Below are 24328 nucleotides of genomic sequence, written 5' to 3'. Positions count from 1 at the left end.
GGGAAGCGGGATCAGGGCCGGCGGTGGGGGAAGCGGAGCGGGGCGAGGCGGGAGTTGCGGGGCTACCCCTTCGGGCGCGTGGTCGGGGCGTCCGGCCGACGGTCCGGAGGGACGGTCTGGTGGTCGCCGGGTCCGACCGGCGTGTGGGTCTGGGCCGTCCCCGGCGTGGTGGGCCGGTTGCCGGGCTCCTGGGCCCGCGCCGTCGGGCGGCCGCTCGGCCGGCCTGCCGGGGGACGGCCTGCAGGGTCCGCCGGCTCGGCGCTCGGGACACCCGGGGCGTCCAGCGCCGCCGCGCAGTAGCGGGGGACGTCCTCCGGGGTTCCGGCCGCGGCGACCAGAACGACGAAGCGCTCCTCGGCCGGCGCCTGCTCGGGATGCGCCCCGCTCGCCTGGAGGTAGGCGCGGCACAGTTCCGGAAGGTCCGCGGGCACGGGCGCGAGGGGGCTGCCGGTGGCGGCGGGCCGCACCGCGCCGGACGTGGCCTCGGCGGAAGTGGCCGCCGGCCCCGGCTCGCTGCGGGCCGGATCGCCGCCCAGTACGGCGGGCAGTACGGCGGGCAGGTGGCCGGTGCCGGCCGCGACGGCGATGCCGCCGAGCGCGGTGGCGACGGCGACGGCCGCGACCTTCGCGCTCAGGAGCTTCGCCAGCGTCGGCGTTCGCATCGGCTGCCTCCGGGGGTGGTGCCGAGTGACGGGATCAGGTGCGAGGCGAGCGGCCCGGAACGCGGCCAGCGCCGCCTGCTCGCCGGGCAGCTCACCTTCCGCAGCGGGAGCGGCGGCGGCGCTGAGCAGGCTCGCCAGGGCGTCGTGGCCGCCCGTCGCCGCGGCGGGGCCCCGGCCGAGCAGCTGCTCGGCGGTGTTCTGGTCGATCCGACGGGGACGGTTGGTGCTCATCTCATGCCCTTCAGCGTTGGCGCCGTCGCCGGTGTCACTCCCTGGCCGGAACTTTTTTCCGGCGCCTCCGGGGTCTCCGGCGGGTGCGCCGCCGTCACCGCTCCCGCGGCCGCTGCCGCCGCCCGCCGCGGCCTGCTTCCGAGCCGTGCGGCGAGCTTGCGCAGGCCCCGGTGCGAGGCCATCCGCACCGCGCCGGCCCGCTTGCCGAGCACCCGCGCGGCGCTCTCCGCGTCCAGGTCCATGACCACTCGGAGCAGCACGGCCTCGGCCTGGTCGCGAGGCAGCGTGGCTATGAGAGCCAGCGCGGTCGTCGTGTCGACCGTGGCCAGAGCCGAGGCCTCGGTGTCGTCGGCCGTCGGCCGGTCGCCGAGCAGGTCCTCCACCGGCACCCCGCTGACCGGCCGGCGGCGCTGGGCGCGCAACAGGTCCATCGCCCGGTTCCGGCCGATCGTCGCCGCCCAGCCGCGGAAACCGTCGAAGTCCCCCTGGAACGAACCCAGGTCCCGGGCGATCTGCAGCCACGCCTCCGAGGCCACGTCCTCGGCCTCCGCGCCGACCAGCACCCTCAGGTAGCGCAGCAGGCCGGGCTGCACAGCACGGAACAACGCCCCGAACGCGGCTTCATCACCGTCCTGGGCCGCTTTCACCTGCTCGGACATCTCCGCGGCGCCGCGTGGGATGGGCACCCCGGGGTTCGCCGTCTCGTCCTCGGCCTCGTCGGACCGCTCCGCATTCTGCACCGGGTCATCATGCGGTACGCATGCGGTACGGCCCGCCCGAACCGGATGCGTACGAGCCCTGGCCAAGGCGGGTGGGGGTGCGCAATGATCACGCCGCATCACCTGTCATGCGCACCACATCCCACTCCGGAGGATGTCCATGGACCGCCGCACACCCCGCGGCCTCACCGCCGCGGCCACCGCCACCGTGGCCCTGTTCGCCCTGTTCGCCCTGTTCGCCCTGGCCGGGCCGGCCACGGCCTCAGGCTCGGCCGCGCCCCAGGCGCTGCCCCAGGCCCGTATCTTCATGGTCAACCCCGTCCAGTCCTCGGGCGACGAGACCCTCACCGACGCCAAGGACGCGGCCGACGCCGTGCCGTCCTCCGCCTACGCCACGGCCGCGCTGCGCAACCTGGACGGCAGCGGCGGACTTTCGGGGAAGTGGGCCTACGTCAGATCGGACACGGGCGCCTCGGCGAACGTCGCGGACGTAGCCGGCCTCACCCGCGCCGACGACCAGTTCGAGCAGGTCATGGCCTACTTCTGGGTCAACGAGGCACAGGAGTACCTGCAGGGCCTGGGCTTCGGCACCGAACTGCCCGGGGCCAACAACCGGGCGCAGCCCGTCCGCATCAACCAATGGGGCGCCGACAACTCCTTCTTCACCGACAAGAAGGCGGAGATCCGCTTCGGCAAGGGCGGCGTCGACGACGCCGAGGACGCCGAGGTGATCGTCCACGAATACGGGCACGCGGTGCACAACGCCCAGGTCCCCGGCTTCGGCACCTCCCCGGAGGCCGGCGCGATCGGCGAGGCCTTCGGCGACTACCTGGCCGTCGAGGTCGGCTCCCACGCGGAAGCCGCCTACGGGTGGCCGAGGAAGGCCGACCTCGCGTGCGTCGCCGACTGGGATTCGGTCACGTACAGCTCCGCCCCGCACTGCCTGCGCCGCGTCGACGGGAACAAGGTCTACGCGGACCGGGTCGGTGAGGTCCACGCCGACGGCGAGATCTGGTCCCGTGCCCTCTTCGACATCCGGGGCGCGCTCGGCGCGCGAACCGCGGACCGCATCATCGTCAACGCACAGTTCGGCTTCGCCCCCGACACCAGCTTCCAGGACGCGGCGCTGACGACGATCGCCACCGCCCAGCGCATGTACGGCACGAGTGCCGCGGACGCGGTGCGCCAGGCGTTCAAGGCCCGTCAGATTCCCGGCATCCAGTAACGCCCGCCGGGTAACACGGGAGAGGTCCCCGCGCGATTCGGCTGAGGGGCTCACGTTGGTTGGATAGTTCGACTACCTTGCTGTCGTGGATCAGTTGATCGCCGGGGACCCGACCCGCATAGGCCCGTACCGTTTGATCGCCCGGCTGGGCGCGGGCGGAATGGGCCTGGTCTATCTGGGTCGTTCCGAGGGCGGGCGTACCGTGGCCGTGAAGGTCGTACAGGCCGAGCACGCCGGACACCCGGAGTTCCGTTCGCGCTTCGCCCGGGAAGTGGCCTCCGCACGGCGGGTGGGCGGGACGTGGACGGCGGACGTACTCGACGCCGATCCCGAGGCCGCCGTGCCGTGGGTGGCGACCCAGTACATCCCGGGGCCCGACCTCCAGACGGTGGTCGCCAAGGACTTCGGACTGCTGCCCGAGCACTCGGTCCGCACCCTCGCCAACCGCCTCGCCCTTGCCCTCCAGGCCGTGCACGGGGCGGGCCTGATCCACCGGGACCTCAAGCCGTCCAACGTCCTGGTGACCGTCGACGGCCCGCGCGTCATCGACTTCGGCATCGCGCGGGCGGTGGACAGCCTCGGCGGGGACAGCCTGCACACCCGGACCGGCATGCTGATCGGCTCGGCGGGCTTCATGTCGCCGGAACAGGTCCGCGGCCTCGAACTCACCCCCGCCAGCGATGTCTTCTGCCTGGGCGCCGTCCTCGTCTACGCCGCCACCGGGCGGCTGCTGTTCGGGGCCGCGGACACCGGGCTGAACGCCCACCTCTTCCGGGTCGCCGAGGAGGAGGCGGACCTGACCGGGGTACCGGAGGCGCTGGTCGACCTCGTACGCGCGTGCCTGGACAAGGATCCGGCCAAGCGGCCCACCCCCGAGCAGATCGCCGCGCGTACGGCGACGGACCAGGCCTCGGAATGGCTGCCCGGTGCGGTGTTGGCTCAACTCGTCCGCCATGCCGCCCAGTTGCTGGACTATGGCCCGGAAGTGCCTGCGGCGACCCCGGTGGAAGCTCCCGTCGAGGCGCCTGCCGCAGCGCAGTCGGATCCCCGTATCGCGCCCGCGCAGGCGCCGCTGCTCCCCCCGCCGCCCGCGTACGCCCCGACGGCCCCGGCGCACTTCATCCCCGGCCAGGGCTTCGGACCGCCCCCGGACGCGGAGTCCGCGCACCCCAGGCGGTGGTGGGGGCTGGCGGTCATCGCACTGGCGCAGTTGACGGTGGTGCTCGACGCGGCGTCCTTCGGCATGGCGGCGCCGTCCGTCCAAGCCGACCTGCACGTTGGCGCCGGGGACATGGGCCTCGTGTTCAAGGCCTACGCGCTCGCCTTCGGTTGCACCCTGCTGCTCGGCGGGTACCTTGCCGACCTCGTGGGACGCAGGCTCACCTTGATCATCGGACTGGCCGGATGCGCGGCGGCCTCCGCCCTCGGCGGCTTGGCCGCCGCTTCCGGCATGCTGGTCGTGGCCCGCGCCCTCGAGGGCGTCTTCGCCGCGCTGGTCACGCCGTCCGCGCTGGCCCTGGTGGCCGGCGGTTTCACCGATCCGAAGGAGCGCGGCCGGGCCTTCGGGATCTACGCCGCGATCGCGGGCGGCGGTTCGGCGTTCGGGCTGCTCACGGGCGGGCTGCTCCTGGAGTTCCTTCCCTGGCGCGGGTCGCTGTACGCCGGCGTCCTCCTCGCCGTGATCGCACTGATCGGCGCCTTCACCTTGCTGCACGACCGCCAGGGCCGCACCGGCGCCCGCGTCGACGTGGCCGGATTGCTGCTCGGCACCGGCGGGTTCGGCGTGCTCACCTACGGCCTCACCGAGGCCGACCACAGCGGCTGGACCGACCCCCTGATCCTGATCCTCTTCGTGGCGGGCGCCGGCCTGCTCGCGGCCTTCCTGTGGTCGCAGACCCGGACGTCGGGGCCGTTCCGTTCGCTGTCGACGGTCCGGGGCCGCGACCGCATCGGCTGCTTGCTCGCCATGCTCCTGGCGGGCGTCGGCATCGCCGCCTCGTTCCCGGCGCTGGGCTTCTACCTCCAGAGCGGCCTCGGCTACGCCCCGGCCAGGACCGGAGTGGCCTTCCTGCCCTTCGTCGCCGCGCTCGTCATCGGCTCCACCCAGGTATCCGCCCGGCTGCTGCCCCGTGTCGCGCCCCGCGTGCCGATCGCGGCGGGACTGGTGTGCGCGGCTCTCGGACTGCTGCTCCTGACCGGCTTGGAGGCCGACGGCGCCTACGTGAGCCACGTCCTGCCCGGCATGCTCCTCACCGGCTTCGGCATCGGGCTGGCCTTCATGCCGGTCTTCGCCACCGCGACGGCCGGCGCCGGTCTCCAGCACTCCGGCGCGCGCTCGGCGACCGTCACCGCGGCCCAGCACCTCGGCGGCGTGATGGGCGCGGTGCTGCTCGGCACCGTCCTCACCGACCGCCTGCGCCACTACGCATTGCCTTCCGGGCCGATCGCCGGAGTAATGCTGCGCGGCTACACCTCCACGCTCTGGTGGGCGGTCGGCGCCATGCTCCTCGCGGGCCTGATCGCCGGGCTGATGGTCACCGCCAAGGCTCCCCACGGCGACGTGCCGCCGGTGCACAAGGGGGGCTGGTGACGGACGTCACGCCGCGTCCGGCCCCCGGTCGGGCGACCTGACGAGGGCGAAGACCGCGCCCTCCGGATCGGCGACCGTGGCCACCCGGCCGCTGAGCCCCTCGCGGGGCGGGTCGATGATCCGGCCGCCCAGGTCGGTGACCCGGCCGGCGGCCTCGTCGGTGTTCTCGACCTCGAAGTACGTCATCCAGTGCGGGCCCCGGTCGTGCGGCAGCGAGCGGCCGACACCGTGCACCGCCGCCACCGGGCGGCCCTCCAGGAGGAGCGTCAGGTAGTCGAAGTCGTCGGAGGCCGTCGAGTGGGTCTGCGCCTCGTGGCCGAAGACGTGCTCGTAGAACTTGCCGACCGTCGAGGTGTCCTGGGTGACCAGCTCGTTCCAGACCGGGGTCCCCGGCGCGCCGTGCAGACGGGTCCCCATGTGGCTCTGCGCCTGCCACAGCCCGAAGATCGCGCCCAGCGGGTCGGAGCAGATCGCCACCCGCCCCGCGATGCCGGCGTCGAGCGGACCCACCGCGACCGTCCCCCCGCACGAACGGATCGCCTCGGCCGTGGCGTCGGCGTCGTCCGTGGCGAGGTACGTGGTCCACGCGACCGGAAGATGCCGGTCCGGCGGCATCTCCCCGATGCCCGCCACCTCGCGGCCGTCCAGCAGGGCGCGGACGTACGGACCCAGCTGCTCGGGCCCCGGTACGTACTCCCAGCCGAACAGATCCGCGTAGAAGTCCTCGGTCGTCCCGAGGCTGTGCACCATGAGGCTCACCCAGCACGGGGTACCAGGCGCGCGCCGCATTGTCTCCGCTGCCTCGGTCATGTCAGCCGTCTCCTCCGTCGCCTCGCCTGCCGGTGCTGATGCTTCCACTCCGGAGGCCTCGGCGCGCCCGGACCGCGCCGGATCGACGGGGCCCGGGACAGAGATGACCGGATCGGTACGGCCCGCCGATGACCGGCTTGTTACGCGGGTGGCGGGCGGAGAGGAAGATGGCCCGCATGACTGCGAATCCTGCGATCCTCTCCGCCGCCGAACTGAAGAGCGAGCTGGCCGGTTCCCGGCCGCCGGTGCTGCTGGACATCCGCTGGCAGCTCGGCGGCCCCGACCAGCGGCCGGCGTACGAGGCCGGGCACCTGCCCGGCGCGGTGTACGTCGACCTCGACCGCGAACTGGCAGGTCCGCCCGGGTCGGGCGGGCGGCACCCGCTGCCGGACCCGGAAGCCTTCGGAGCGGTGATGCGGCGGGCGGGGGTCTCGGCGGAGGTGCCGGTGGTCGTGTACGACGGCGGCCAGGGCTGGGCGGCCGCGCGGGCATGGTGGCTGCTGCGTTGGACGGGTCACCCGGACGTGCGAGTGCTGGACGGGGGCCTGGCCGCGTGGACGGCCGAGGCGGGTCAGCTGTCGGCCGGGCGGGAGACTCCTGCGGAGGGCGATTTCAAGCCAACTTCGGGACCGGCCGGACTGCTGGACGCGGACGGGGCGGCGGCGCGGGCGCGCGCGGGGATCCTCCTGGACGCCCGGGCGGGGGAGCGCTACCGCGGGGAGGTCGAGCCGATCGACCCGGTCGGCGGCCACATCCCGGGCGCGGTCTCCGCCCCGACCACGGAGAACGTGGGTCCGGACGGCCGTTTCCTGCCCGCGGACGCCCTGCGGGAGCGCTTCGCCGCGCTCGGCGTGTCCGGCGGCACCCCGGTCGGGGTCTACTGCGGGTCGGGCGTCTCCGGCGCGCACGAGGTGCTGGCCCTGGAGGTGGCGGGCATCGCCGCCGACCTCTACGCCGACAGCTGGTCGGAGTGGTCCTCTGACCCGGACCGCCCGGTGGCCACGGGCCCGTTGCCGCAGTAGCGGCCGGATCCGGTCGAGCGGGGGAGACCCTGGCGAGGGCCTTCCCCTGCCCGCGCGCTACTCCTGCTTCTTGCGCCGGGTGCCGAAGACGATCTCGTCCCAGCTCGGCACCGCCGCGCGGCGGCCGGGGCGGACCCCGTCGGCCTCGGCCTGCCGGTCGGTGGTGCCCGTCAGGCGGTCGCGGTGCCCCGCCACGGTGCGCGGCATCAGGACGTCGGCGTACGCGGAGCCCGCGCCCGCCGAGGCGGCCGGGGCCGGCGGCTCCTCCACCTCGGCTTCGTCCGCCGGGGGTTCGGTACGGTCCGTCCGGTCCGGGACCACCATGTCGCCGCGGAAGCTCGGGACCGCCTCCAGCAGGCTGGTCAGGGTGTCCCGTTCCTCTTCCGGATCCGGCGCGGGCGACGAGGGCCGCTCCAGCTGGCGGTCGAGGGCACGGTCCAGCGGCCGGTCGCGCGGCAGCCGCGCGATCCTCGGCACGAAGGGGAAGCTCGGCTCCGGCGTCGCCGGCAGGTCGTCCGCCTCGCCGATCAGGGAGCGGGCCTCGTCGTCCACGGCAACGACCAGCCGGCGCGGCGGGTCGTACGTCCAGCTCGCCGCGTGCGGCTCACCGGCGACCCGGTAGACGAGCAGGACCTCCCAGGTCCCGTCGTCGCGGCGCCAGGAGTCCCACTGGACGGATTCCTTCTCGGCTCCGCGCAGCGTCAGCCGCTCCTGCACGGCCTCGCCGAGCTGCGGCCCGGCGTTCTCGCCGGGACGGCGTACGGGGGTCTTGCGGGCCCGCTCGGCCATGAATGCGCGCTCGGCGAGCACGGGGCCCTCGAAGCGGCGGACGCGGTCGACGGGGATGCCGGCCATCTGAGCGACCTCCTCCGCGGAGGCACCGGCCCGTATGCGGGCCTGGATGTCGCGGGGGCGGAGGTGGCTCTCCACCTCGATCTCGATCTGGTTCAGGCGCGCGCGGTCGTTGCGCACGGCAGCCCGCAGCCGTTCGTCGATCGGAAGCGTGTACTCCGTGCTGTCCCCAGCCTTGAGCACCAGTCGTGTGCCGTCATTTGAGACGGCCACGACACGCAGTTCGGGCATGGGGACCTCCCGGGTGGTGCCTGCCGACGTCACGTGCGTCGCTGCTTCCGCTAGTCGAGTGTGGCCTGCCCGGGTGCAGCCTGCCACAACCTTGCCGAGTTAAACCGGCGTGTCGGGCATGCGCCCTTGATCGCCGTTATGGCACGGTTACCTGTTGGGCACGCACAGTGACCGAGTGATTACTGTGCGCAGCAGGAGCCCGTGCGATACCGCGGCATCACCGGTCTTTGAGTGCCGTTTTCCATCCGTCGGCCCCCTCTCCCGAGTCCGGACATCCGAAAGGAAGGACGGCCCCAGGGCTCGCCACAGTACTCCATTCGGGCCACCTGGGTGGACCGCCGCGCCGCCGAACTTCTCTCGGACGGCGGGAGTTGGCCTGCCCTCCGACAGGGCCCACCAGCACCCGCGCCCGATTCGCGGTGCCTTGCTTCACAGAAACCCCAGAAACGGAACTATCTGTTTCGCTGAGGTGTCAGTACCTGCGGAAGCGTCAGATGCGCGAGAGGCAGGACACACAGGGGATGGCGATGGGTCAGAACGCGACGCAGGTGTCCGAACCGGAGAAGAAGGGGCTCGACCTGAGTGCGGCTCAAGTCGCCGGCAGCTCCCCGGCGACCGCCGCGGAGGCCCTCCTCGCCTCGAAGATGGGCGTCTACGGGACCATCCTGGGCGCCGGTGTCGTCAGCGTCGTCGCCACCGCCGGCGCCCGCGTCCCCGCCGGCACCCACCCCGGGCGCGGACGGGCCGGCACCGGAGAAGAGCCCCTGACCCGGCCGGGCCCGGCCGCCCCGGCCGCTCACTCTCCCAGGACGCGCCGCAGGTAGTCGTTGCCGAACACGCGGTCCGGGTCCAGCCGGTCCCGGAGCGCGGTGAACTCGGCGAACCGCGGGTAGACCTTCGCGAGGTACTCCGCGTCCCGCGTGTGCACCTTGCCCCAGTGCGGCCGGCCGCCGAGCTCGGTGAAGATGCGCTCGGCCGCGGTGAAGTAGGCCTGGTACGGGGTGCCCTTGTACATGTGCACCGCGATGTACGCCGTCTCGCGCCCCGAGGCGGTCGACAGCGCGATGTCGTCCGCCGGAGCCGTCCGCACCTCCACCGGGAAGCTGATCCGCAGGCGCGAGCGGTCGACCATCGCGCACAGCTCCCGCAGCGCCTCGACCACGCGCTCGCGCGGGAGGGCGTACTCCATCTCCACGAACCGCACCCGGCGCGGGCTGGTGAACACCTTGTACGGGATGTCCGTGTAGGTGCGCGCCGACAGGGCGCGGCTGGCGACGCGGGCGATGGAGGGGATGGTGGCGGGGACCGCGCGGCCCAGCGAGTTGACCGCCTGGAAGAGCCCGTTGGACAGCAGCTCGTCCTCGATCCACGCGCTGACCGGTCCGGGCGGGGCGGCGGGGCCCTGGCTGCGGTTGTTCCGCTTGGTGTTGCAGTTGCCGGTGTGCGGGAACCAGTAGAACTCGAAGTGCTCGTTCTCCGCGAAGTGCTGCTCGAACTCCGCCGTCACCCGGTCGAAGGCCATGGGCTCCTCACGGGCGGTCAGCAGGAAGATCGGCTCGACGGCGAAGGTGAGCGAGGTGACGATGCCGAGCGCGCCGATGCCCAGCCGGGCCGCCGCGAAGACCTCGGGATTCTCCTTCTCCGAGCACGTCAGCAGCCGGCCGTCGGCCGTGACCAGCTCCAGGGCGCGGATCTGGGCGGCGATGGAGGCCGAGTCGCGGCCGGTGCCGTGGGTTCCCGTGCTGGTGGCGCCGGAGACCGTCTGCTCCATGATGTCGCCCATGTTCGTGAGCGACAGGCCCTCCCGGGCCAGGGCCGCGTTCAGGTCCTTGAGGACCGTGCCCGCCGCCACGGTGACGGTGCCCGCGGCGCGGTCGATCGAGGTGATCCCCGCCAGCGCCTGCGGGCGTACGAGCACCCCGTCGGTCGCGGCGGCCGCGGTGAAGGAGTGGCCGGTGCCGACCGCCTTCACCCGCAGGCCCTGCTCGGCGGCCCGCCGGACCGCCTCCTGAAGCTCCCCGACCGAGGCCGGGGTCACCACGCGCGCGGGCTGGGCGGACACGTTGCCCGCCCAGTTACGCCACGCGGTCTGACCGTTCTTCCCTGCTGTCGCCGTCCCCATCGGTAGCTGGCTCCTCCCCTTGCGCCGGCCTCGTCAGCCGGCGGTAACCCGCGAACGCCACCGCCGCCGCGGCCACCCCCGACGCGATGGAGACGACGTACCCGCGCTGCGCGCCGGCCGCGTCGATGACCAGACCGGTCACGGAGGAGCCGATCGCGACGCCGACCGCGAGGCCGGTGCTGATCCAGGTCATGCCCTCGGTCAGCTTCGCGCGGGGTACGTGCGCCTCGATCAGGGCCATCGTGGTGATCATCGTGGGAGCGATGGCGAGGCCCGAGACGAAGAGCGCCACGGCCAGAAACGGAAGGTTCCCGGCCAGTAGGAGGGGGATCATACTCACGGCCATCGCACATATGCCCAGTACCCACCTGCGTTCGGTCCGGCCCTTGAGATGGAGCAGGCCGAAGACGATCCCGGCGATACAGGATCCGAGGGCCCAGATGGCCAGGATGTAGCTGGCGTAGGACTTGTGGCCCTGTTCCTCGGCGAAGGCCAGGGTGGACACGTCGATGGAGCCGAAGATCGCGCCGGTCGACACGAAGGTGGCTGCCAGCACCTGGAGGCCGGGGGAGCGCAGGGCCGAGGTGCGGTCCGTGTGCTCGCCGCGCGGGTGCGGCGCGGGCTCGGTGGCGCGCTGCGCGGTGAGCAGCCAGACGCCAACGGCCAGGCAGAGGGCGGCGATCAGCGGGCCGGCCTCGGGGAACCAGGTGGTGGACAGGACGATGGCGATGATCGGGCCGAAGATGAAGCAGACCTCGTCGATCACGGACTCGAAGGAGTACGCGGTGTGCAGCTCGCGCGGGGAGTCGCGGTAGATCACGGTCCACCGGGCGCGGACCATCGACCCCACGCTCGGTACGCAGCCCGCGATCGCGGCGAAGACGAAGAGGGTCCAGTCGGGCCACCCGTTCGCGGCGGCCACCAGCAGCGCCGCCACCGAGGCCACCGAGACGGCCGTCGCGGGGCGCAGCACCCGCCGCTGGCCGTACTGGTCCACCAGCCGCGAGACCTGCGGCCCGATGACCGCGGCGGCCAGGGCGAGGGTGCCGGTGAGGGCGCTCGCCATCGCGTAGCGGCCGGTGATCTCGGAGATCATCGTGAGGATGCCGACGCCGACCATGGAGATCGGCAGTCGGCCTATGAGGCCGGCAGCGCTGAACCCCTTGGTGCCAGGGGCCGCGAAGATCGCGCGGTAGGGACTGGGCAAGGGCTCTCCGTAAGGGACGTCATCCGCCCGTACAGGTTACGACCGCCGACCGGGCACCCGCACGGGGAAATTCCGACATCGGAACTTAGGGTCACCTTACCTGTGGCGCGGGGCTGCTCCCGGCCGGGCCGGTTCCCGCGGGCGGACGCCGGGTGGCAGGATTCGGTGCATGCCAGACCAGCTCCGCCCGCCCGCCGGCGGGCCCGCCGCCCCCTACGACGCCCTCCTGCTGCTCTCCTTCGGCGGTCCCGAGGGGCCCGACGACGTGGTGCCGTTCCTGGAGAACGTCACGCGCGGGCGCGGTATCCCGCGCGAGCGGCTCAAGGAGGTCGGACAGCACTACTTCGGCTTCGGCGGGATCAGCCCGATCAACGCGCAGAACCGCGAGCTGCTGGACGCGCTGCGCAAGGACTTCGCCGAGCACGGGCTGGACCTGCCCGTCTACTGGGGCAACCGGAACTGGGCGCCCTACCTGACCGACGTCCTGCGGGAGATGGCCGCCGACGGGCGCCGCCGGATCGCGGTGCTCGCGACCAGCGCCTACGCCTCGTACTCGGGCTGCCGCCAGTACCGCGAGAACCTCGCCGACGCAGTGGCCGCCCTCGCCGGGGAGGGGGTCGCCGAGCTGCCGAAGGTGGACAAGCTGCGGCACTACTTCAACCACCCCGGCTTCGTGCAGCCCATGATCGACGGGGTGCTCGCCTCGCTGGACTCGCTGCCGGCCCAGGTGCGCGCGGGAGCGCACCTCGTCTTCACCACGCACTCCATCCCGACCGCTGCCGCCGACACCTCGGGGCCGGTCGAGGAGCACGGCGAGGGCGGGGCGTACGTCAGGCAGCACCTGGACGTGGCCAAGGTGATCGCGGACGCGGTGCGGGCGCAGACGGGCACGGAGCGGCCCTGGGAGCTCGTCTACCAGTCGCGCAGCGGCGCCCCGCACATCCCCTGGCTGGAGCCGGACATCTGCGACCACCTGGAGGCCCTGCACGAGGCCGGCGCCCCGGCGGCGGTGATGGTGCCGATCGGCTTCGTCTCGGACCACATGGAGGTCCTGTACGACCTCGACACCGAGGCGACGGCGAAGGCGGCCGAGCTGGGCCTGCCGATCGCCCGCTCGGCGACGGTCGGGGCCGACCCGCGGTTCGCCGCGGCCGTACGGGAACTCGTGCTGGAGCGGGCCGCGGCCGAACGCGGCGAGCCCGTCGAGCGGTGCGCGCTGGGGCTGCTGGGCGCGAGCCATGACCTGTGCGCCGTGGGCTGCTGCCCGGCGCGGGCGCCCCGGCCGGCGGCCGCGGGCGCGGACAGTCCGTACGCGTAGGAAGTGGGACCGTGACCGTGATCTCCGAGGACCTGAAGGCCGAACTGCTGGACGTGGGCCTGGAGGCCGCCCGGCAGGCGGGGGCCCTGCTGCGGGACGGCCGGCCGGCCGATCTGGCGGTGGCCGCCACCAAGAGCAGCCCGATCGACGTGGTGACCGAGATGGACATCGCGGCGGAGAAGCTGATCACCGGCATCCTCGCCGAGCGGCGGCCCGAGGACGGCCTGCTGGGCGAGGAGGGCGCGGACAGCCCGGGCACCAGCGGGGTGCGGTGGGTGGTCGACCCGCTGGACGGCACGGTGAACTACCTCTACGGGCTGCCGAGCTGGGGCGTGTCCATCGCGGCCGAGTACCGGGGCGAGACGGTGGTGGGCGTCGTGGCGGCGCCGATGCGCGGCGAGACGTACCACGCCGTGCTCGGGGGCGGGGCGTGGATGGGGACGGCGCGGCTCGCCTGCCGGGCGGCAGCGCCACTGGACCAGGCGCTGGTCGGCACCGGCTTCGCGTACGTCCAGGCACGGCGGGTCCGTCAGGCCGAGGTCGCGCAGCGGATCATTCCGCGCGTGCGGGACATCCGGCGGGGCGGGTCGGCGGCGCTGGACCTGTGCGATGTGGCGGCCGGGCGGCTGGACGCGTACTACGAGCGCGGGCTCAATCCGTGGGACCTGGCGGCAGGCGAGCTGATCGCCCGGGAGGCGGGCGCCGTCACCGGCGGCCGGCCGGGGGCGGCGGCTTCGGGGGAGCTGGCCCTCGCCGGGACGCCGGCCGTCTTCGCCTCGCTCCAGCCGCTGCTGGAGGAGGCCGGCGCCTGGCACGACTGACGGCGGGTCCGCGCGCGACATGACGGAACCCCGGCCGCCCGAAGGGGCGGCCGGGGTTCGGTGTGCAGGGTGGGTGGTGCCGGGTCAGCAGACCGGAACGGACACGGGTACCCCGTGCTCGGCGGCGAGCCGCTGGAGGTCTTCCAGCTCCGCCTGTTCCACTTCCGCGAGGAAGTCGTCGCCCGATTCGCGGGCCTGCTCGAGGTCCGTCTGCGTGGCCCTGATGCGCTGCAGGAGACCCGCGGTGAATGCGTCCATGGTGGGTTCGCCCCCTCTTCGTGGGTCGGCGGCGGCACGTGGCAGACCGCCGTCAGGGAGTGGATGGGGTGTTCTCTCGTCCTCCCCGGCCCCCTGGGCCAAGAAACCTCGGAAAGCCAGGGAATCCTCACTTCCGCCCCGCCTGCCCCGTGCGAGGGCCGTCTTACAGCCGGTTTACGGCCGAAACGGGCAGGATGGACGACGCAACAGACGTGTGCCCTGACGGGCTCGGAGGAAGGAAACGACGTGCGCGTACTCGTCGTCGAGGACGAGCAGCTGCTCGCCGATGCGGTGGCCACCGGCCTGCGCCGGGAGGCCATGGCGGTGGACGTCGTGTACGACGGCGCGGCCGCCCTGGAGCGCGTCGGGGTGAACGACTACGACGTGGTCGTCCTCGACCGGGACCTCCCGCTCGTGCACGGTGACGACGTCTGCCGGAAGATCGTAGAGCTCGGCATGCCCACCCGCGTGCTGATGCTGACCGCCTCCGGTGATGTGAGCGACCGTGTGGAGGGCCTGGAGCTGGGGGCGGACGACTACCTGCCCAAGCCGTTCGCCTTCACCGAGCTGATTGCCCGCGTGCGGGCGCTGGGGCGGCGCACCACCGTCGCGCTGCCGCCCGTACTGGAGCGGGCCGGCATCAAGCTGGACCCGAACCGGCGCGAGGTGTTCCGCGAGGGCAAGGAGGTGCAGCTGGCGCCCAAGGAGTTCGCGGTGCTGGAGGTCCTCATGCGCAGCGAGGGGACCGTCGTCTCCGCCGAGCAGCTGCTGGAGAAGGCATGGGACGAGAACACCGACCCCTTCACGAACGTGGTGCGGGTGACGGTCATGACCCTGCGGCGCAAGCTGGGGGAGCCGCCGGTCATCGTGACCGTGCCCGGTTCGGGATACCGGATCTGACGCGCGTGGCAACGACTCCGGCGCCCCCGCCGGCGCCACCGAAACCGACCTGGGACCCCGGCCAGCCCGAGGGTCCCTTCCCTTGGCTGCGGCCGACCATCCGCATACGCCTCACCCTGCTGTACGGCGGGATGTTCCTCATCGCCGGCATCCTGCTGCTGTCGATCATCTACCTGCTGGCGGCGCAGGCGCTGCGCGAGGGCAACGCGCTCCAGTACGAGATCGTCGCCGGGGACAACATCAAGGTCACCAGCCCTTCGTGCCCCGCCGTCAGTGCCATCGACCAGCCGGCGATCCCGCAGTTCAACGCGGCGATGAACGAGTGTGCCCTCACACAGCGCAGGCACGCCCTGGACGACCTGCTGAGCCGTTCGCTGATGGCCCTGCTGGGGCTGAGCATCATCGCCTTCGCCTTCGGCTACGCGATGGCCGGCCGGGTGCTCTCGCCGCTGGGCAAGATCACCCGGACCGCCCGCCGGGTGGTCGGTTCCGACCTGACCCGGCGGATCGAGCTGGACGGGCCGGACGACGAGCTCATGGAGCTCGCCGACACCTTCGACGAGATGCTCGACCGGCTGGAGCGGGCCTTCACGGCGCAGCAGCGCTTCGTCGCGAACGCCTCGCACGAGCTGCGGACCCCGCTCGCGATCAACCGGACCCTGCTGGAGGTGCACCTCTCCGACCCGGGGGCCCCGGTCGAGCTCCAGCAGCTCGGGAAGACCCTGCTCGCCACGAACGAGCGCAGCGAGCAGCTGGTCGAGGGCCTGCTGCTGCTGGCCCGCAGCGAGAACCAGATCGTCGAGCGCAAGCCCGTGGACCTGGCGGAGGTCGCCTCGCGCGCCCTCGACCAGGTGCGCGGGGAGGCCGAGGCCAAGGGCGTGGAGATCCGCGGCGAGCGCGTGCCGGCCGTCGTCCAGGGCAACGGCGTGCTGCTGGAGCGGATCGCCCTCAATTTGGTGCAGAACGCCGTCCGGTACAACGTCCCGGAGGACGGATGGGTGGAGGTCACCACCGAGGTCCAGCCCGGCCAGGCGGTCCTCCTGGTGTCGAACACGGGTCCCGTTGTTCCCGCGTACGAGGTGGACAACCTCTTCGAGCCCTTCAGGCGGCTGCGTACGGAGCGAACGGGCAGCGACAAGGGTGTCGGGCTGGGGCTGTCCATCGCGCGCTCCGTGGCCCGCGCGCACGGGGGCAGGATGCAGGCGATCCCCCGGGAAGGCGGTGGCCTGGTGATGCGTGTCACTCTTCCTTTGTGAGCCCCACCACCTGGTGTTCACTCTCGGCTGAATACTTGGCCTGTGAAGGCAGTCGGGCCTGTGTGATCGATCACAGGGTCGGGTGTCGGCGCATGTGCGTTCAGTGACCCCATCACGGCCGGAACGCCCGGGAAGTCCGGGTTTCCGGCCCCCTCGATGGCGGGAAATACACGGGGTGGCGTTTGTGCAAGACGGCCCCCGGACCGTGTACGGTCCCGGTCGTCATCCCAGCCAATCGCTCCTTCAAGTGGGCGGCTGGGTGTCGATTGAGTAACAGACCTTGATGTGAGGCAAAATCTCCGCCTCAGGTCGGGCACAAGTCCGGCCTCTCGCGCGTTACGTGCGCTGAGACACCGCTAACACCCAGAGGGGGAGAGCGAACAATGGCAACGGACTACGACACCCCGCGCAAGACGGACGACGACGTCGACAACGACAGCATTGAAGAGCTGAAGGCCCGGCGTAACGAGAAGTCCACCTCGTCCGCGGACATGGACGAATTCGACTCGGTCGAGAGCATGGAGCTTCCCGGCGCGGACCTCTCCAACGAAGAGCTCGCCGTCCGGGTCCTGCCCAAGCAGGCCGATGAGTTCACCTGCATGAGCTGCTTCCTGGTGCACCACCGCAGCCAGCTGGCACGCGAGAAGAACGGCCAGCCGATCTGTCGCGACTGCGACTGAGAGGCGTCGGCCGTGGCTGGCTGGACACCCTTCCGGAAGCGCCGCTTCCGGACATCGGGTGACCCGGCGGAGACGCAGGCGGGAACCACGGACCCGGCAACGGGTCCGGGAGCCCCCGGCGGCCCCGCCATCGAGGAGAGTGCCGTGCCCTCCACAGAAGTCGACGAGGTGTCCCGGCAGCGGTCCGGGACTCGTCGGCTGCACGCCCTCAGGAACGGTGTACGCAAGGGCGGCGGAAGTGTCAGGGACGCCGCCCTGTACATCACCGACAGGGTCATCGAGAACGCACCGCGCGTTCCGGTTCGGGACCTCGCGACGCTGCGCGCGCAGTTCCCGGGCCTCAACCCCGATCAGCTCGCCGACAAGCTGATCACAGGCGCCGCCCACGCCACGTCCGCCGTCGGTGCGGGCGTCGGAGCGGCGGCCATGCTGCCCGTCCCGCCCGCGATGCCGGCGGAACTGGCCGCGGAGATCACCGGGGTCGCGGCGATCGAGCTGAAGCTCATCGCCGAGCTCCACGAGGTCTACGGACTGCGCCCGCCCGGCACCCTCCGGGAGCGCAGCCTCTCCTACCTCACCTCGTGGACCGAGGAGCGCGGGGTGGACCTGACCAAGCCCACGACGCTGAACGCGGCGCTCGGCGGTCAGATGAAGCGCGAACTGCGCCAGCGGATCACGAAGCGGATGGTCCGCAGCCTGCCCAACGTGATGCCGTTCATGGTGGGCGCGGTCGTCGGGGCGGTCATGAACCGCCGGGATACGCGGAAACTCGCCGAGAAGGTGCGTGGTGACCTGCGGCGGCGGGCTGTGGCGTGGGATGCGCTTTCGGCGCTGCCGGCCCTTGAGCAGCCCTCCCAGCCCCTTCCTGAGGCCACCAGAGCCGCACTTGAGGGCCCGGACCCTCGTCACGACGACGGCTGAGGCCCGTCTGCCGGAACCCCGCCCGGACCCTCCCCAGACTCCGTCCGCCCAGACTCCGTCCGGGAACCCCCCGCCTCGAACGCCGGCGGGGCTGGATGGTCTCCGACGCCGCTGGAAGGCCGTCAGGCCGTTTGCGCGCGGGCAGCGCGGAGGGCTGCGGCCAGCGCTTGGGGCTCGCGGGTGGAGACGTAGACGTACGGGGTCGGGTCCGAAGGGTCGGTGACCTCGATGCGGACCGCCGTCGGCACGTAGCTGCGCATCAGCATGAACGCGCGGGTGTCGGCCTTGTACGTGCGCCAGGCGCGCGACTCCTCGGCGTCCAGGATCTCGGGCTCGCCCAGCGCCGTCACCGGGATGCGGGCGTCGCCGGCCGCCAGCGCGCCGTTCACCACGCGCACGCGCGCGGAGCCGTACGAACTCACCAGCAGCCCGGACAGCGCGGTGCCGCCGACCAGGCCGGCCAGCAGCGGCAGCGTGCCCAGCGGCAGCAGCATCAGCGCGCACGCGAGACCGATCAGTACGGCGATGCCCCACCAGGAGCGGGGGGCGGTCAGACGTTCGTCGTGGTGCGCGGGGGAGAGCTGCATGCCGTCAAGCCTGCCACGAGGCGACCGGCGGGTAGCCGCGCGGGTAAGGTCTGCGGCTGTGAGTGGACGAAACACAGCGTTGACGCCCCCGGCCGATGCCGCCGCGCCGGTCCGGCACCCCGATGCCCCGGCACCCGGCGAGCTCCTCGGTGCGCACTACGAGCACTGTGTCGGCTGCGGGGAGGGACAGGCGCACGGGCTCCACCTGGAGGCCCGGGCGGGCGACGGCGTACGCGTCACCGCCGAGTTCACCGTCAAGCCCGCGCACCAGGGCGCCCCCGGCCTCGCGCACGGCGGCGTGCTGGCCACCGCGCTCGACGAGACGCTGGGCTCGCTGAACTGGCTGCTGCGCGTCATCGCCGTGACGGGCCGGCTGGAGACCGACTTCCTGCGGCCCGTACCGGTGGACACCGTGCTGTACCTGGAGGCCGAGGTCACCGCCGTCGCCGGGCGCAAGATCTACTCCACCGCCGTCGGCCGCATAGGCGGGCCCGAGGGCCCCATCGCCGTGCGCGCGGACGCGCTCTTCATCGAGGTGAAGGTCGACCACTTCATCGACAACGGTCGGCCCGAGGAGATCCGGGCGGCGATGGCCGACCCGGACCAGGTCAGGCGCGCACGCGCCTTCGAGGTGAACCCGTGATGGCTCTGAACAACCCTGCGCCCGTCGATGTGCTGATCAAGCGGATCGACCCCGAGGTGCCCGTCCCCGCCTACGGCCACCCCGGCGACGCCGGCTGCGACCTGGTCACCACGCAGGCCGCGGAGCTGGCGCCCGGCGAGCGTGCCGTGCTGCCCACCGGCGTGTCCATCGCGCTGCCCGACGGCTACGCCGCCTTCGTGCACCCGCGTTCGGGCCTGGCCGCACGCTGCGGGCTCGCGCTCGTGAATGCCCCGGGGACGGTGGATGCCGGGTACCGTGGAGAGATCAAGGTGATCGTGGTCAATCTCGACCCTCGCGAGAGCGTCCGGTTCGAGCGTTTCGACCGCATTGCCCAGCTGGTTGTCCAGAGGGTCGAGAAGGTGCGCTTCCACGAGGTGGCGGAACTTCCCGGCTCGGCCCGGGCCGAGGGGGGTTTCGGCTCCACCGGCGGTCATGCGGCCGTGGCCGGATCAGGCGCTGGTCAGCAGGGTGGGAATGGCTACGCTTCGGTCGTAACCGACCGGGAAGGACAGTGACGTGTTCGGACGTCGCAAGAAGAACGACTCCGCCAAGGACGGCGGCGCGGCCGAGCAGGTCGTTGACGGCGTCGGCGCTGACGAGCTCGACGGTGCCGGGGAGCAGCAGCCGCGCCGCGTGAACCTGCCGCCGGCCCCGCGGCCCGACGGTCCCTGGGACATCTCCGAGGTGCCCGGCAACCCGGCCGACGGCCGGGTCGACCTGGGCGGCATCCTCGTACCGGGTGTCGAGGGCATGGAGCTGCGGGTCGAGGTCGCCGGCGACGCGATCGTCGCCGCGACCGTCGTCCTGGGCGACAGCGCCGTGCAGCTGCAGGCCTTCGCCGCGCCCCGCAAGGAAGGCATCTGGGGCGAGGTCCGCGAGGAGATCGCCTCGGGCATCACCCAGCAGGGCGGCATCATCGACGAGGCCGAGGGCCCGCTGGGCTGGGAGCTGCGCGCACAGGTGCCCGTACCCCTCCCGGACGGGCAGACCGGCGCGCAGCTGGTCCGCTTCGTCGGCGTCGACGGTCCGCGCTGGTTCCTGCGCGGGGTCATCTCCGGCCAGGGGGCGGTGCGCCCCGAGTCGGCGGGTGTCCTCGAGCAGATCTTCCGCGACACCGTCGTGGTCCGCGGCGACGGCCCGATGGCTCCCCGCGACCCGATCGTCCTGCAGTTGCCGAACGACGCCCAGATGGTGCCGGACGGCGTGCAGACGGAAGAGCAGGAGGGCTCCCGCTTCGGCGGCGGCATGGGCCAGCTGGAGCGCGGCCCGGAGATCACCGAGGTCCGCTGACCCCGGTCCGGCCGCTTCACGCCGGGCTGGAGCACCTCCCGGCGGTGGCTGGGGCGTACGTTTTCGGCCGGTGGGCCCCACTCCTCGGGGGGTGGGGCCCACCGGCTTTCGCACGACCGGGCCGGGGATGGGCCGGGGACGCGTCAGGGATGTGTCAGGGATGTCCGCGCGGGCCCGTATCGGTGCCTGGTCAGGACGGACGTCCCGGAGAATGGGCGCATGGGACGCGGCAGGCTAAGGATCTATCTCGGCGCGGCACCGGGCGTGGGCAAGACCTACGCGATGCTCTCCGAGGGCCACCGCAGGGTGGAGCGGGGCGCCGACTGTGTCGTCGGCTTCGTCGAGCACCACGGGCGGCCGCGCACCGAGGCCGTGCTGCAGGGCCTGGAACAGGTGGACCGCAGGGAGCAGGCGTACCGCGGCGCGGCCTTCACCGAGATGGACGTGGACGCGGTCCTCGCCCGCAGACCTGCGATCGCGCTCGTGGACGAGCTCGCGCACACCAACGTGCCCGGCTCCCGGAACACCAAACGCTGGCAGGACGTCGAGGAGCTGCTCCGAGCCGGCATCGACGTCGTGTCCACCGTGAACATCCAGCACCTGGAGTCGCTCGGGGACGTGGTCGAGTCGATCACCGGGGTGCGGCAGCGGGAGACCGTGCCCGACGAGGTGGTGCGGCGGGCCGACCAGATCGAGCTGGTCGACATGTCCCCGCAGGCGCTTCGCCGGCGGATGGCGCACGGGAACATCTACCAGCCGGACAAGGTCGACGCGGCCCTGTCCAACCACTTCCGCCCCGGAAACCTCACCGCCCTGCGCGAGCTCGCGCTGCTGTGGGTGGCCGACCGCGTGGACGAGTACCTCCAGCAGTACCGCGGAGAGCACGGCATCCGCTCCACCTGGCAGGCGCGGGAGCGGATCGTCGTCGGGCTCACCGGCGGGCCCGAGGGACGCACACTCATCCGGCGGGCCTCCCGGATGGCGGCCAAGGGCTCGGGCAGCGAGATCCTGGCCGTCTACATCGCGCACAGCGACGGCCTGACCGCCGCCTCGCCGAAGGAGCTCGCGATCCAGCGGACCCTGGTCGAGGACCTGGGCGGAACGTTTCACCATGTGATCGGCGACAACGTCCCCGACGCGCTGCTGGAATTCGCGCGCGGGGTCAACGCCACCCAGATCGTGCTCGGCTCCAGCCGCCGCAAAGCCTGGCAGTACGTCTTCGGCCCCGGGGTCGGCGCGACCGTGGCCCGCGACTCAGGGCCCGACCTCGACGTCCACATCGTCACGCACGAGGAGGTCGCCCGCGGGCGCGGCCTGCCCGCGGTCCGCTCGGCGGCCCGGCTCGGACGGCCCCGGATCGTGGCGGGCTGGCTGGTGGGCGTGGTCCTCCCGGTGCTGCTGTGCCTGCTGCTCACGCACATCGACGCGGACCCCGGCCTCGCCAACGACATGCTGCTCTTCCTGGCGCTGACGGTGGCGGCCGCGCTGCTCGGCGGGCTCTGGCCGGCCCTGGCCTCCGCGGCCTTCGGCTCTCTGCTGCTGAACTACTTCTTCGCCCCGCCCCTGCACCGGTTCACCATCTCCGACCCCAAGAACATCGTCGCCATCGCCGTCTTCTTCTGGGTCGCGGCCTCCGTGGCCTCGGTGGTGGACCTCGCCGCCCGGCGCACCCACCAGGCGGCGCGGCTGCGCGCCGAGTCGGAGATCCTCTCGTTCCTCGCGGGCAGCGTGCTGCGCGGGGAGACCGCGCTGGACGCGCTGCTGGAGCGGGTGCGCGAGACCTTCGCCATGGAGTCCGTGGCCCTGCTGGAGCGCGCGGGCGACGTCGCGCCCTGGAAGCCGGCGGGCAGCGTAGGCCCGCGGCCCGTCGGCCGGCCCGAGGACGCCGACGTGGACATGCCGATCGGGGACCACATGGCGCTGGCCCTGTCCGGGCGGGTGCTGCCCGCGGAGGACCGCCGGGTGCTCGGCGCCTTCGCCGCCCAGGCCGCCGTGGTCCTGGACCGGCAGCGGCTGGTCGGGGAGGCCGAGGAGGCCCGCCGGCTGGCCGAGGGCAACCGGATCCGGACCGCGCTGCTGGCCGCCGTCAGCCATGACCTCCGTACGCCGCTGGCCTCCATCAAGGCCTCCGTCAGCTCCCTGCGCTCCGACGACGTGGACTGGTCCGAGGAGGACCGGGCCGAGCTGCTCGCAGGCATCGAGGACGGCGCCGACCGCCTCGACCACCTCGTGGGCAACCTGCTGGACATGTCCCGGCTGCAGACCGGCACCGTCACCCCGCTGATCCGCGAGATCGACCTCGACGAGGTGGTCCCGATGGCGCTTGGCGGCGTACCGGAGGACAGCGTGGTCATGGACGTGCCCGAATCGCTGCCGATGGTGTCGGTGGACCCGGGGCTGCTGGAGCGGGCCGTGGCCAACGTGGTGGAGAACGCCGTCAAGTACAGCCCGCCGGGGGAGCGGGTGCTGGCCGCGGCCAGCTTCCTCGGCGACCGCGTCGAAGTGCGGGTCGTCGACCGCGGGCCCGGCGTGCCCGACGAGGCCAAGGAGCGGATCTTCGCCCCCTTCCAGCGGCACGGGGACGCGCCGCGCGGAGCCGGCGTGGGCCTCGGGCTGGCCGTGGCCCGCGGCTTCGCCGAGGCCATGGGCGGTGCTCTGGCCGCCGAGGACACCCCCGGCGGCGGCCTGACCATGGTCCTCACCCTGCGCGCGGCCGGCCGGGGCGGGGCGCCGCCCCGGGTCACCGTGGACGGCGAAGGGCGCCGTACCGACGGTGGCGAACCCGTGGATTCCGATCTTGAGCGGATACGACAGAAGGCAGGACCCCGATGACCCGGGTGCTCGTGGTGGAAGACGAGCCGCAGATCGTCCGAGCCCTCGTGATCAATCTGAAGGCGCGCAAGTACGAGGTCGACGCGGCCGCCGACGGAGCGAGCGCCCTGGAGCTGGCCGCCGCCCGCCACCCCGACGTGGTCGTCCTGGACCTCGGCCTCCCCGACATGGACGGGATCGAGGTGATCAGGGGCCTGCGCGGCTGGACCCGCGTACCGATCCTCGTCCTGTCCGCCCGCCACACCTCCGACGAGAAGGTCGAGGCCCTGGACGCGGGCGCCGACGACTACGTCACCAAGCCCTTCGGCATGGACGAGCTGCTGGCCCGGCTGCGCGCCGCCGTCCGCCGGGCCGAGCCGGTCGCCGGCCCGGGCGGGGACGAGGTGATCGTGGAGACCGAGGACTTCTCGGTGGACCTGGCCGCCAAGAAGGCCGTGCGCGAGGGCCGCGACATACGGCTCACGCCCACCGAGTGGCACCTCCTGGAGGTCCTGGTCCGCAACAGCGGCAAGCTGGTCAGCCAGAAGCAGCTGCTCCAGGAGGTGTGGGGACCCTCGTACGGCACCGAGACGAACTACCTGCGGGTCTACATGGCGCAGCTGCGGCGCAAACTGGAGGCGGACCCCTCGCATCCGCGGCACTTCATCACCGAACCGGGCATGGGATACCGCTTCGAGAGGTAGCGGGCGCGCCGGTACGCTTCCTGTTATGAGTGCTGAACCGCGTCCCGAGAAGCCCGCGAAGCCGGCCCGGCCGGCGGGCCGGTTCCGCCGGATGATCGAGCGGCTGTCCACCTCGCAGGAGGAGCTGCATTCGGCGGAGCTGCAGGAGGACGCAGAAGCCGCGGGGTGCACGCGGATCTGCGACTGCCACGACCGCCAGATAGTCAAGGTGACCGGGACCTTGCGTACCGTGACCCTGCGGCCGCGGGCGGGCGTGCCCGCCCTGGAGGCGGAGCTGTTCGACGGCTCCGCCGGGCTGGACGTCGTCTGGCTCGGGCGTCGCTCGATCGTGGGAATCGAGCCCGGTCGCCGCATGATCGCCTCAGGGCGCATCTCCATGACCCACGGCCGTCGGGTGCTCTTCAACCCGAAGTACGAACTCCGCCCGCTCGGACAGGAGCATTGACC

The 24328-nt window shown here is 72.7% G+C and carries 24 protein-coding genes; 16 read left to right on the top strand and 8 right to left on the bottom strand.

Annotated elements, in window-relative coordinates; translation table 11 throughout:
* Positions 1 to 62: 62 nt before the first annotated feature.
* Together J7E94_RS20010 and J7E94_RS20005 are read right to left on the bottom strand one after the other, a co-directional pair.
* The gene (locus J7E94_RS20010; protein WP_215017287.1) at positions 63 to 893 is read right to left on the bottom strand and encodes a hypothetical protein; all 831 of its coding nucleotides are present in this window, start codon (positions 891 to 893) and stop codon (positions 63 to 65) included.
* On the bottom strand, positions 890 to 1633 hold the full coding sequence (locus J7E94_RS20005) for an RNA polymerase sigma factor (protein WP_374224469.1): 744 nt from the start codon (positions 1631 to 1633) through the stop codon (positions 890 to 892). The genes J7E94_RS20010 and J7E94_RS20005 overlap by 4 nt, the downstream gene beginning before the upstream one ends.
* A 139-nt stretch (positions 1634 to 1772) precedes the next feature.
* Between J7E94_RS20005 and J7E94_RS20000 the strand changes: the two genes are divergently transcribed.
* Together J7E94_RS20000 and J7E94_RS35765 are read left to right on the top strand one after the other, a co-directional pair.
* Complete coding sequence (locus J7E94_RS20000) at positions 1773 to 2837, top strand: M4 family metallopeptidase (RefSeq protein WP_251056934.1); 1065 nt, start codon at positions 1773 to 1775, stop codon at positions 2835 to 2837.
* A gap of 85 nt (positions 2838 to 2922) precedes the next feature.
* A complete protein-coding gene (locus J7E94_RS35765) occupies positions 2923 to 5427 on the top strand; it encodes an MDR family MFS transporter (RefSeq protein WP_215017283.1) in 2505 nt (834 codons plus the stop codon).
* Between the two features lie 6 nt (positions 5428 to 5433).
* Here J7E94_RS35765 and J7E94_RS19990 read toward each other — a convergent pair whose 3' ends face one another.
* Positions 5434 to 6237, bottom strand: a complete 804-nt coding sequence (locus tag J7E94_RS19990) for a VOC family protein (RefSeq protein ID WP_215017281.1) — start codon at positions 6235 to 6237, stop codon at positions 5434 to 5436.
* Between the two features lie 176 nt (positions 6238 to 6413).
* Here J7E94_RS19990 and J7E94_RS19985 point away from each other — a divergent pair, with 176 nt between their 5' ends.
* Positions 6414 to 7259, top strand: coding sequence for a sulfurtransferase (locus J7E94_RS19985; RefSeq protein WP_215017278.1), 846 nt, complete (start codon positions 6414 to 6416; stop codon positions 7257 to 7259).
* Between the two features lie 57 nt (positions 7260 to 7316).
* On the opposite strand, the gene sepH is transcribed toward J7E94_RS19985, so the two are convergent.
* Positions 7317 to 8375, bottom strand: coding sequence for a septation protein SepH (gene sepH, locus J7E94_RS19980; RefSeq protein WP_215017276.1), 1059 nt, complete (start codon positions 8373 to 8375; stop codon positions 7317 to 7319).
* Between the two features lie 494 nt (positions 8376 to 8869).
* Here sepH and J7E94_RS34735 point away from each other — a divergent pair, with 494 nt between their 5' ends.
* The gene (locus J7E94_RS34735; protein ID WP_251056946.1) at positions 8870 to 9166 is read left to right on the top strand and encodes a hypothetical protein; all 297 of its coding nucleotides are present in this window, start codon (positions 8870 to 8872) and stop codon (positions 9164 to 9166) included.
* Here the strand turns inward: J7E94_RS34735 and J7E94_RS19970 are convergent.
* Both J7E94_RS19970 and J7E94_RS19965 read right to left on the bottom strand, forming a co-directional pair.
* Positions 9139 to 10464: a D-arabinono-1,4-lactone oxidase gene (locus tag J7E94_RS19970; RefSeq protein ID WP_215017274.1), complete on the bottom strand. Its 1326-nt coding sequence runs from the start codon at positions 10462 to 10464 to the stop codon at positions 9139 to 9141. The two genes, J7E94_RS34735 and J7E94_RS19970, sit on opposite strands and share 28 nt — an antisense overlap.
* Positions 10418 to 11671: an MFS transporter gene (locus J7E94_RS19965; RefSeq protein ID WP_215017272.1), complete on the bottom strand. Its 1254-nt coding sequence runs from the start codon at positions 11669 to 11671 to the stop codon at positions 10418 to 10420. Before J7E94_RS19965 ends, J7E94_RS19970 begins: the two co-directional genes overlap by 47 nt.
* A 169-nt stretch (positions 11672 to 11840) precedes the next feature.
* On the opposite strand from J7E94_RS19965, the gene J7E94_RS19960 reads away from it, so the two are divergent.
* Both J7E94_RS19960 and J7E94_RS19955 read left to right on the top strand, forming a co-directional pair.
* Positions 11841 to 12989 (top strand): ferrochelatase, encoded by a 1149-nt coding sequence (locus J7E94_RS19960; protein WP_215017270.1) that lies wholly within the window; start codon positions 11841 to 11843, stop codon positions 12987 to 12989.
* Between the two features lie 17 nt (positions 12990 to 13006).
* Positions 13007 to 13810, top strand: a complete 804-nt coding sequence (locus tag J7E94_RS19955; protein WP_374224471.1) for an inositol monophosphatase family protein — start codon at positions 13007 to 13009, stop codon at positions 13808 to 13810.
* 84 nt (positions 13811 to 13894) lie between these two features.
* Here the strand turns inward: J7E94_RS19955 and J7E94_RS19950 are convergent, their stop codons facing one another.
* Complete coding sequence (locus tag J7E94_RS19950; RefSeq protein WP_215017268.1) at positions 13895 to 14068, bottom strand: hypothetical protein; 174 nt, start codon at positions 14066 to 14068, stop codon at positions 13895 to 13897.
* 246 nt (positions 14069 to 14314) lie between these two features.
* On the opposite strand from J7E94_RS19950, the gene J7E94_RS19945 reads away from it, so the two are divergent.
* From J7E94_RS19945 to J7E94_RS19930, 4 genes are all read left to right on the top strand, one after another.
* Positions 14315 to 14968 carry a response regulator transcription factor gene (locus J7E94_RS19945; protein ID WP_215017266.1) on the top strand — a complete coding sequence of 218 codons (654 nt, stop codon included), beginning with the start codon at positions 14315 to 14317 and terminating at the stop codon, positions 14966 to 14968.
* Between the two features lie 5 nt (positions 14969 to 14973).
* Positions 14974 to 16224, top strand: a complete 1251-nt coding sequence (locus tag J7E94_RS19940) for a HAMP domain-containing sensor histidine kinase (RefSeq protein ID WP_215017264.1) — start codon at positions 14974 to 14976, stop codon at positions 16222 to 16224.
* Positions 16225 to 16607: 383 nt separating this feature from the next.
* Positions 16608 to 16904, top strand: a complete 297-nt coding sequence (locus J7E94_RS19935; RefSeq protein WP_030008769.1) for a DUF4193 domain-containing protein — start codon at positions 16608 to 16610, stop codon at positions 16902 to 16904.
* A 12-nt stretch (positions 16905 to 16916) separates the two neighbouring features.
* The gene (locus tag J7E94_RS19930) at positions 16917 to 17825 is read left to right on the top strand and encodes a hypothetical protein (protein ID WP_215017262.1); all 909 of its coding nucleotides are present in this window, start codon (positions 16917 to 16919) and stop codon (positions 17823 to 17825) included.
* Between the two features lie 122 nt (positions 17826 to 17947).
* Here J7E94_RS19930 and J7E94_RS19925 read toward each other — a convergent pair whose 3' ends face one another.
* Positions 17948 to 18412, bottom strand: coding sequence for a DUF3093 domain-containing protein (locus J7E94_RS19925; RefSeq protein ID WP_215017260.1), 465 nt, complete (start codon positions 18410 to 18412; stop codon positions 17948 to 17950).
* Positions 18413 to 18470: 58 nt separating this feature from the next.
* Here J7E94_RS19925 and J7E94_RS19920 point away from each other — a divergent pair, with 58 nt between their 5' ends.
* The 6 genes from J7E94_RS19920 (at position 18471) to J7E94_RS19895 (ending at position 24326) form a co-directional block, all read left to right on the top strand.
* Complete coding sequence (locus J7E94_RS19920) at positions 18471 to 19055, top strand: PaaI family thioesterase (RefSeq protein WP_215017258.1); 585 nt, start codon at positions 18471 to 18473, stop codon at positions 19053 to 19055.
* The gene (gene dut, locus J7E94_RS19915) at positions 19055 to 19591 is read left to right on the top strand and encodes a dUTP diphosphatase (RefSeq protein ID WP_215017256.1); all 537 of its coding nucleotides are present in this window, start codon (positions 19055 to 19057) and stop codon (positions 19589 to 19591) included. Before J7E94_RS19920 ends, dut begins: the two co-directional genes overlap by 1 nt.
* 1 nt (position 19592) lies before the next feature.
* Positions 19593 to 20366 carry a DUF3710 domain-containing protein gene (locus tag J7E94_RS19910; RefSeq protein ID WP_215017254.1) on the top strand — a complete coding sequence of 258 codons (774 nt, stop codon included), beginning with the start codon at positions 19593 to 19595 and terminating at the stop codon, positions 20364 to 20366.
* 219 nt (positions 20367 to 20585) lie between these two features.
* On the top strand, positions 20586 to 23198 hold the full coding sequence (locus J7E94_RS19905) for a sensor histidine kinase KdpD (protein WP_215017252.1): 2613 nt from the start codon (positions 20586 to 20588) through the stop codon (positions 23196 to 23198).
* The gene (locus J7E94_RS19900) at positions 23195 to 23881 is read left to right on the top strand and encodes a response regulator (RefSeq protein WP_215017250.1); all 687 of its coding nucleotides are present in this window, start codon (positions 23195 to 23197) and stop codon (positions 23879 to 23881) included. The genes J7E94_RS19905 and J7E94_RS19900 overlap by 4 nt, the downstream gene beginning before the upstream one ends.
* A 25-nt stretch (positions 23882 to 23906) precedes the next feature.
* Entirely contained in the window at positions 23907 to 24326 is a 420-nt protein-coding gene (locus J7E94_RS19895; protein ID WP_215017248.1) for an OB-fold nucleic acid binding domain-containing protein, read from the top strand.
* Positions 24327 to 24328 lie beyond the last annotated feature (2 nt).

The organism is Streptomyces sp. ISL-94 (genome assembly GCF_018614075.1).
In the GTDB taxonomy this organism is placed as follows: Bacteria; Actinomycetota; Actinomycetes; order Streptomycetales; family Streptomycetaceae; genus Streptomyces.
Note: the sequence above shows the minus strand (reverse complement) of the source record. Positions and strands in the feature narration are given on the sequence as shown.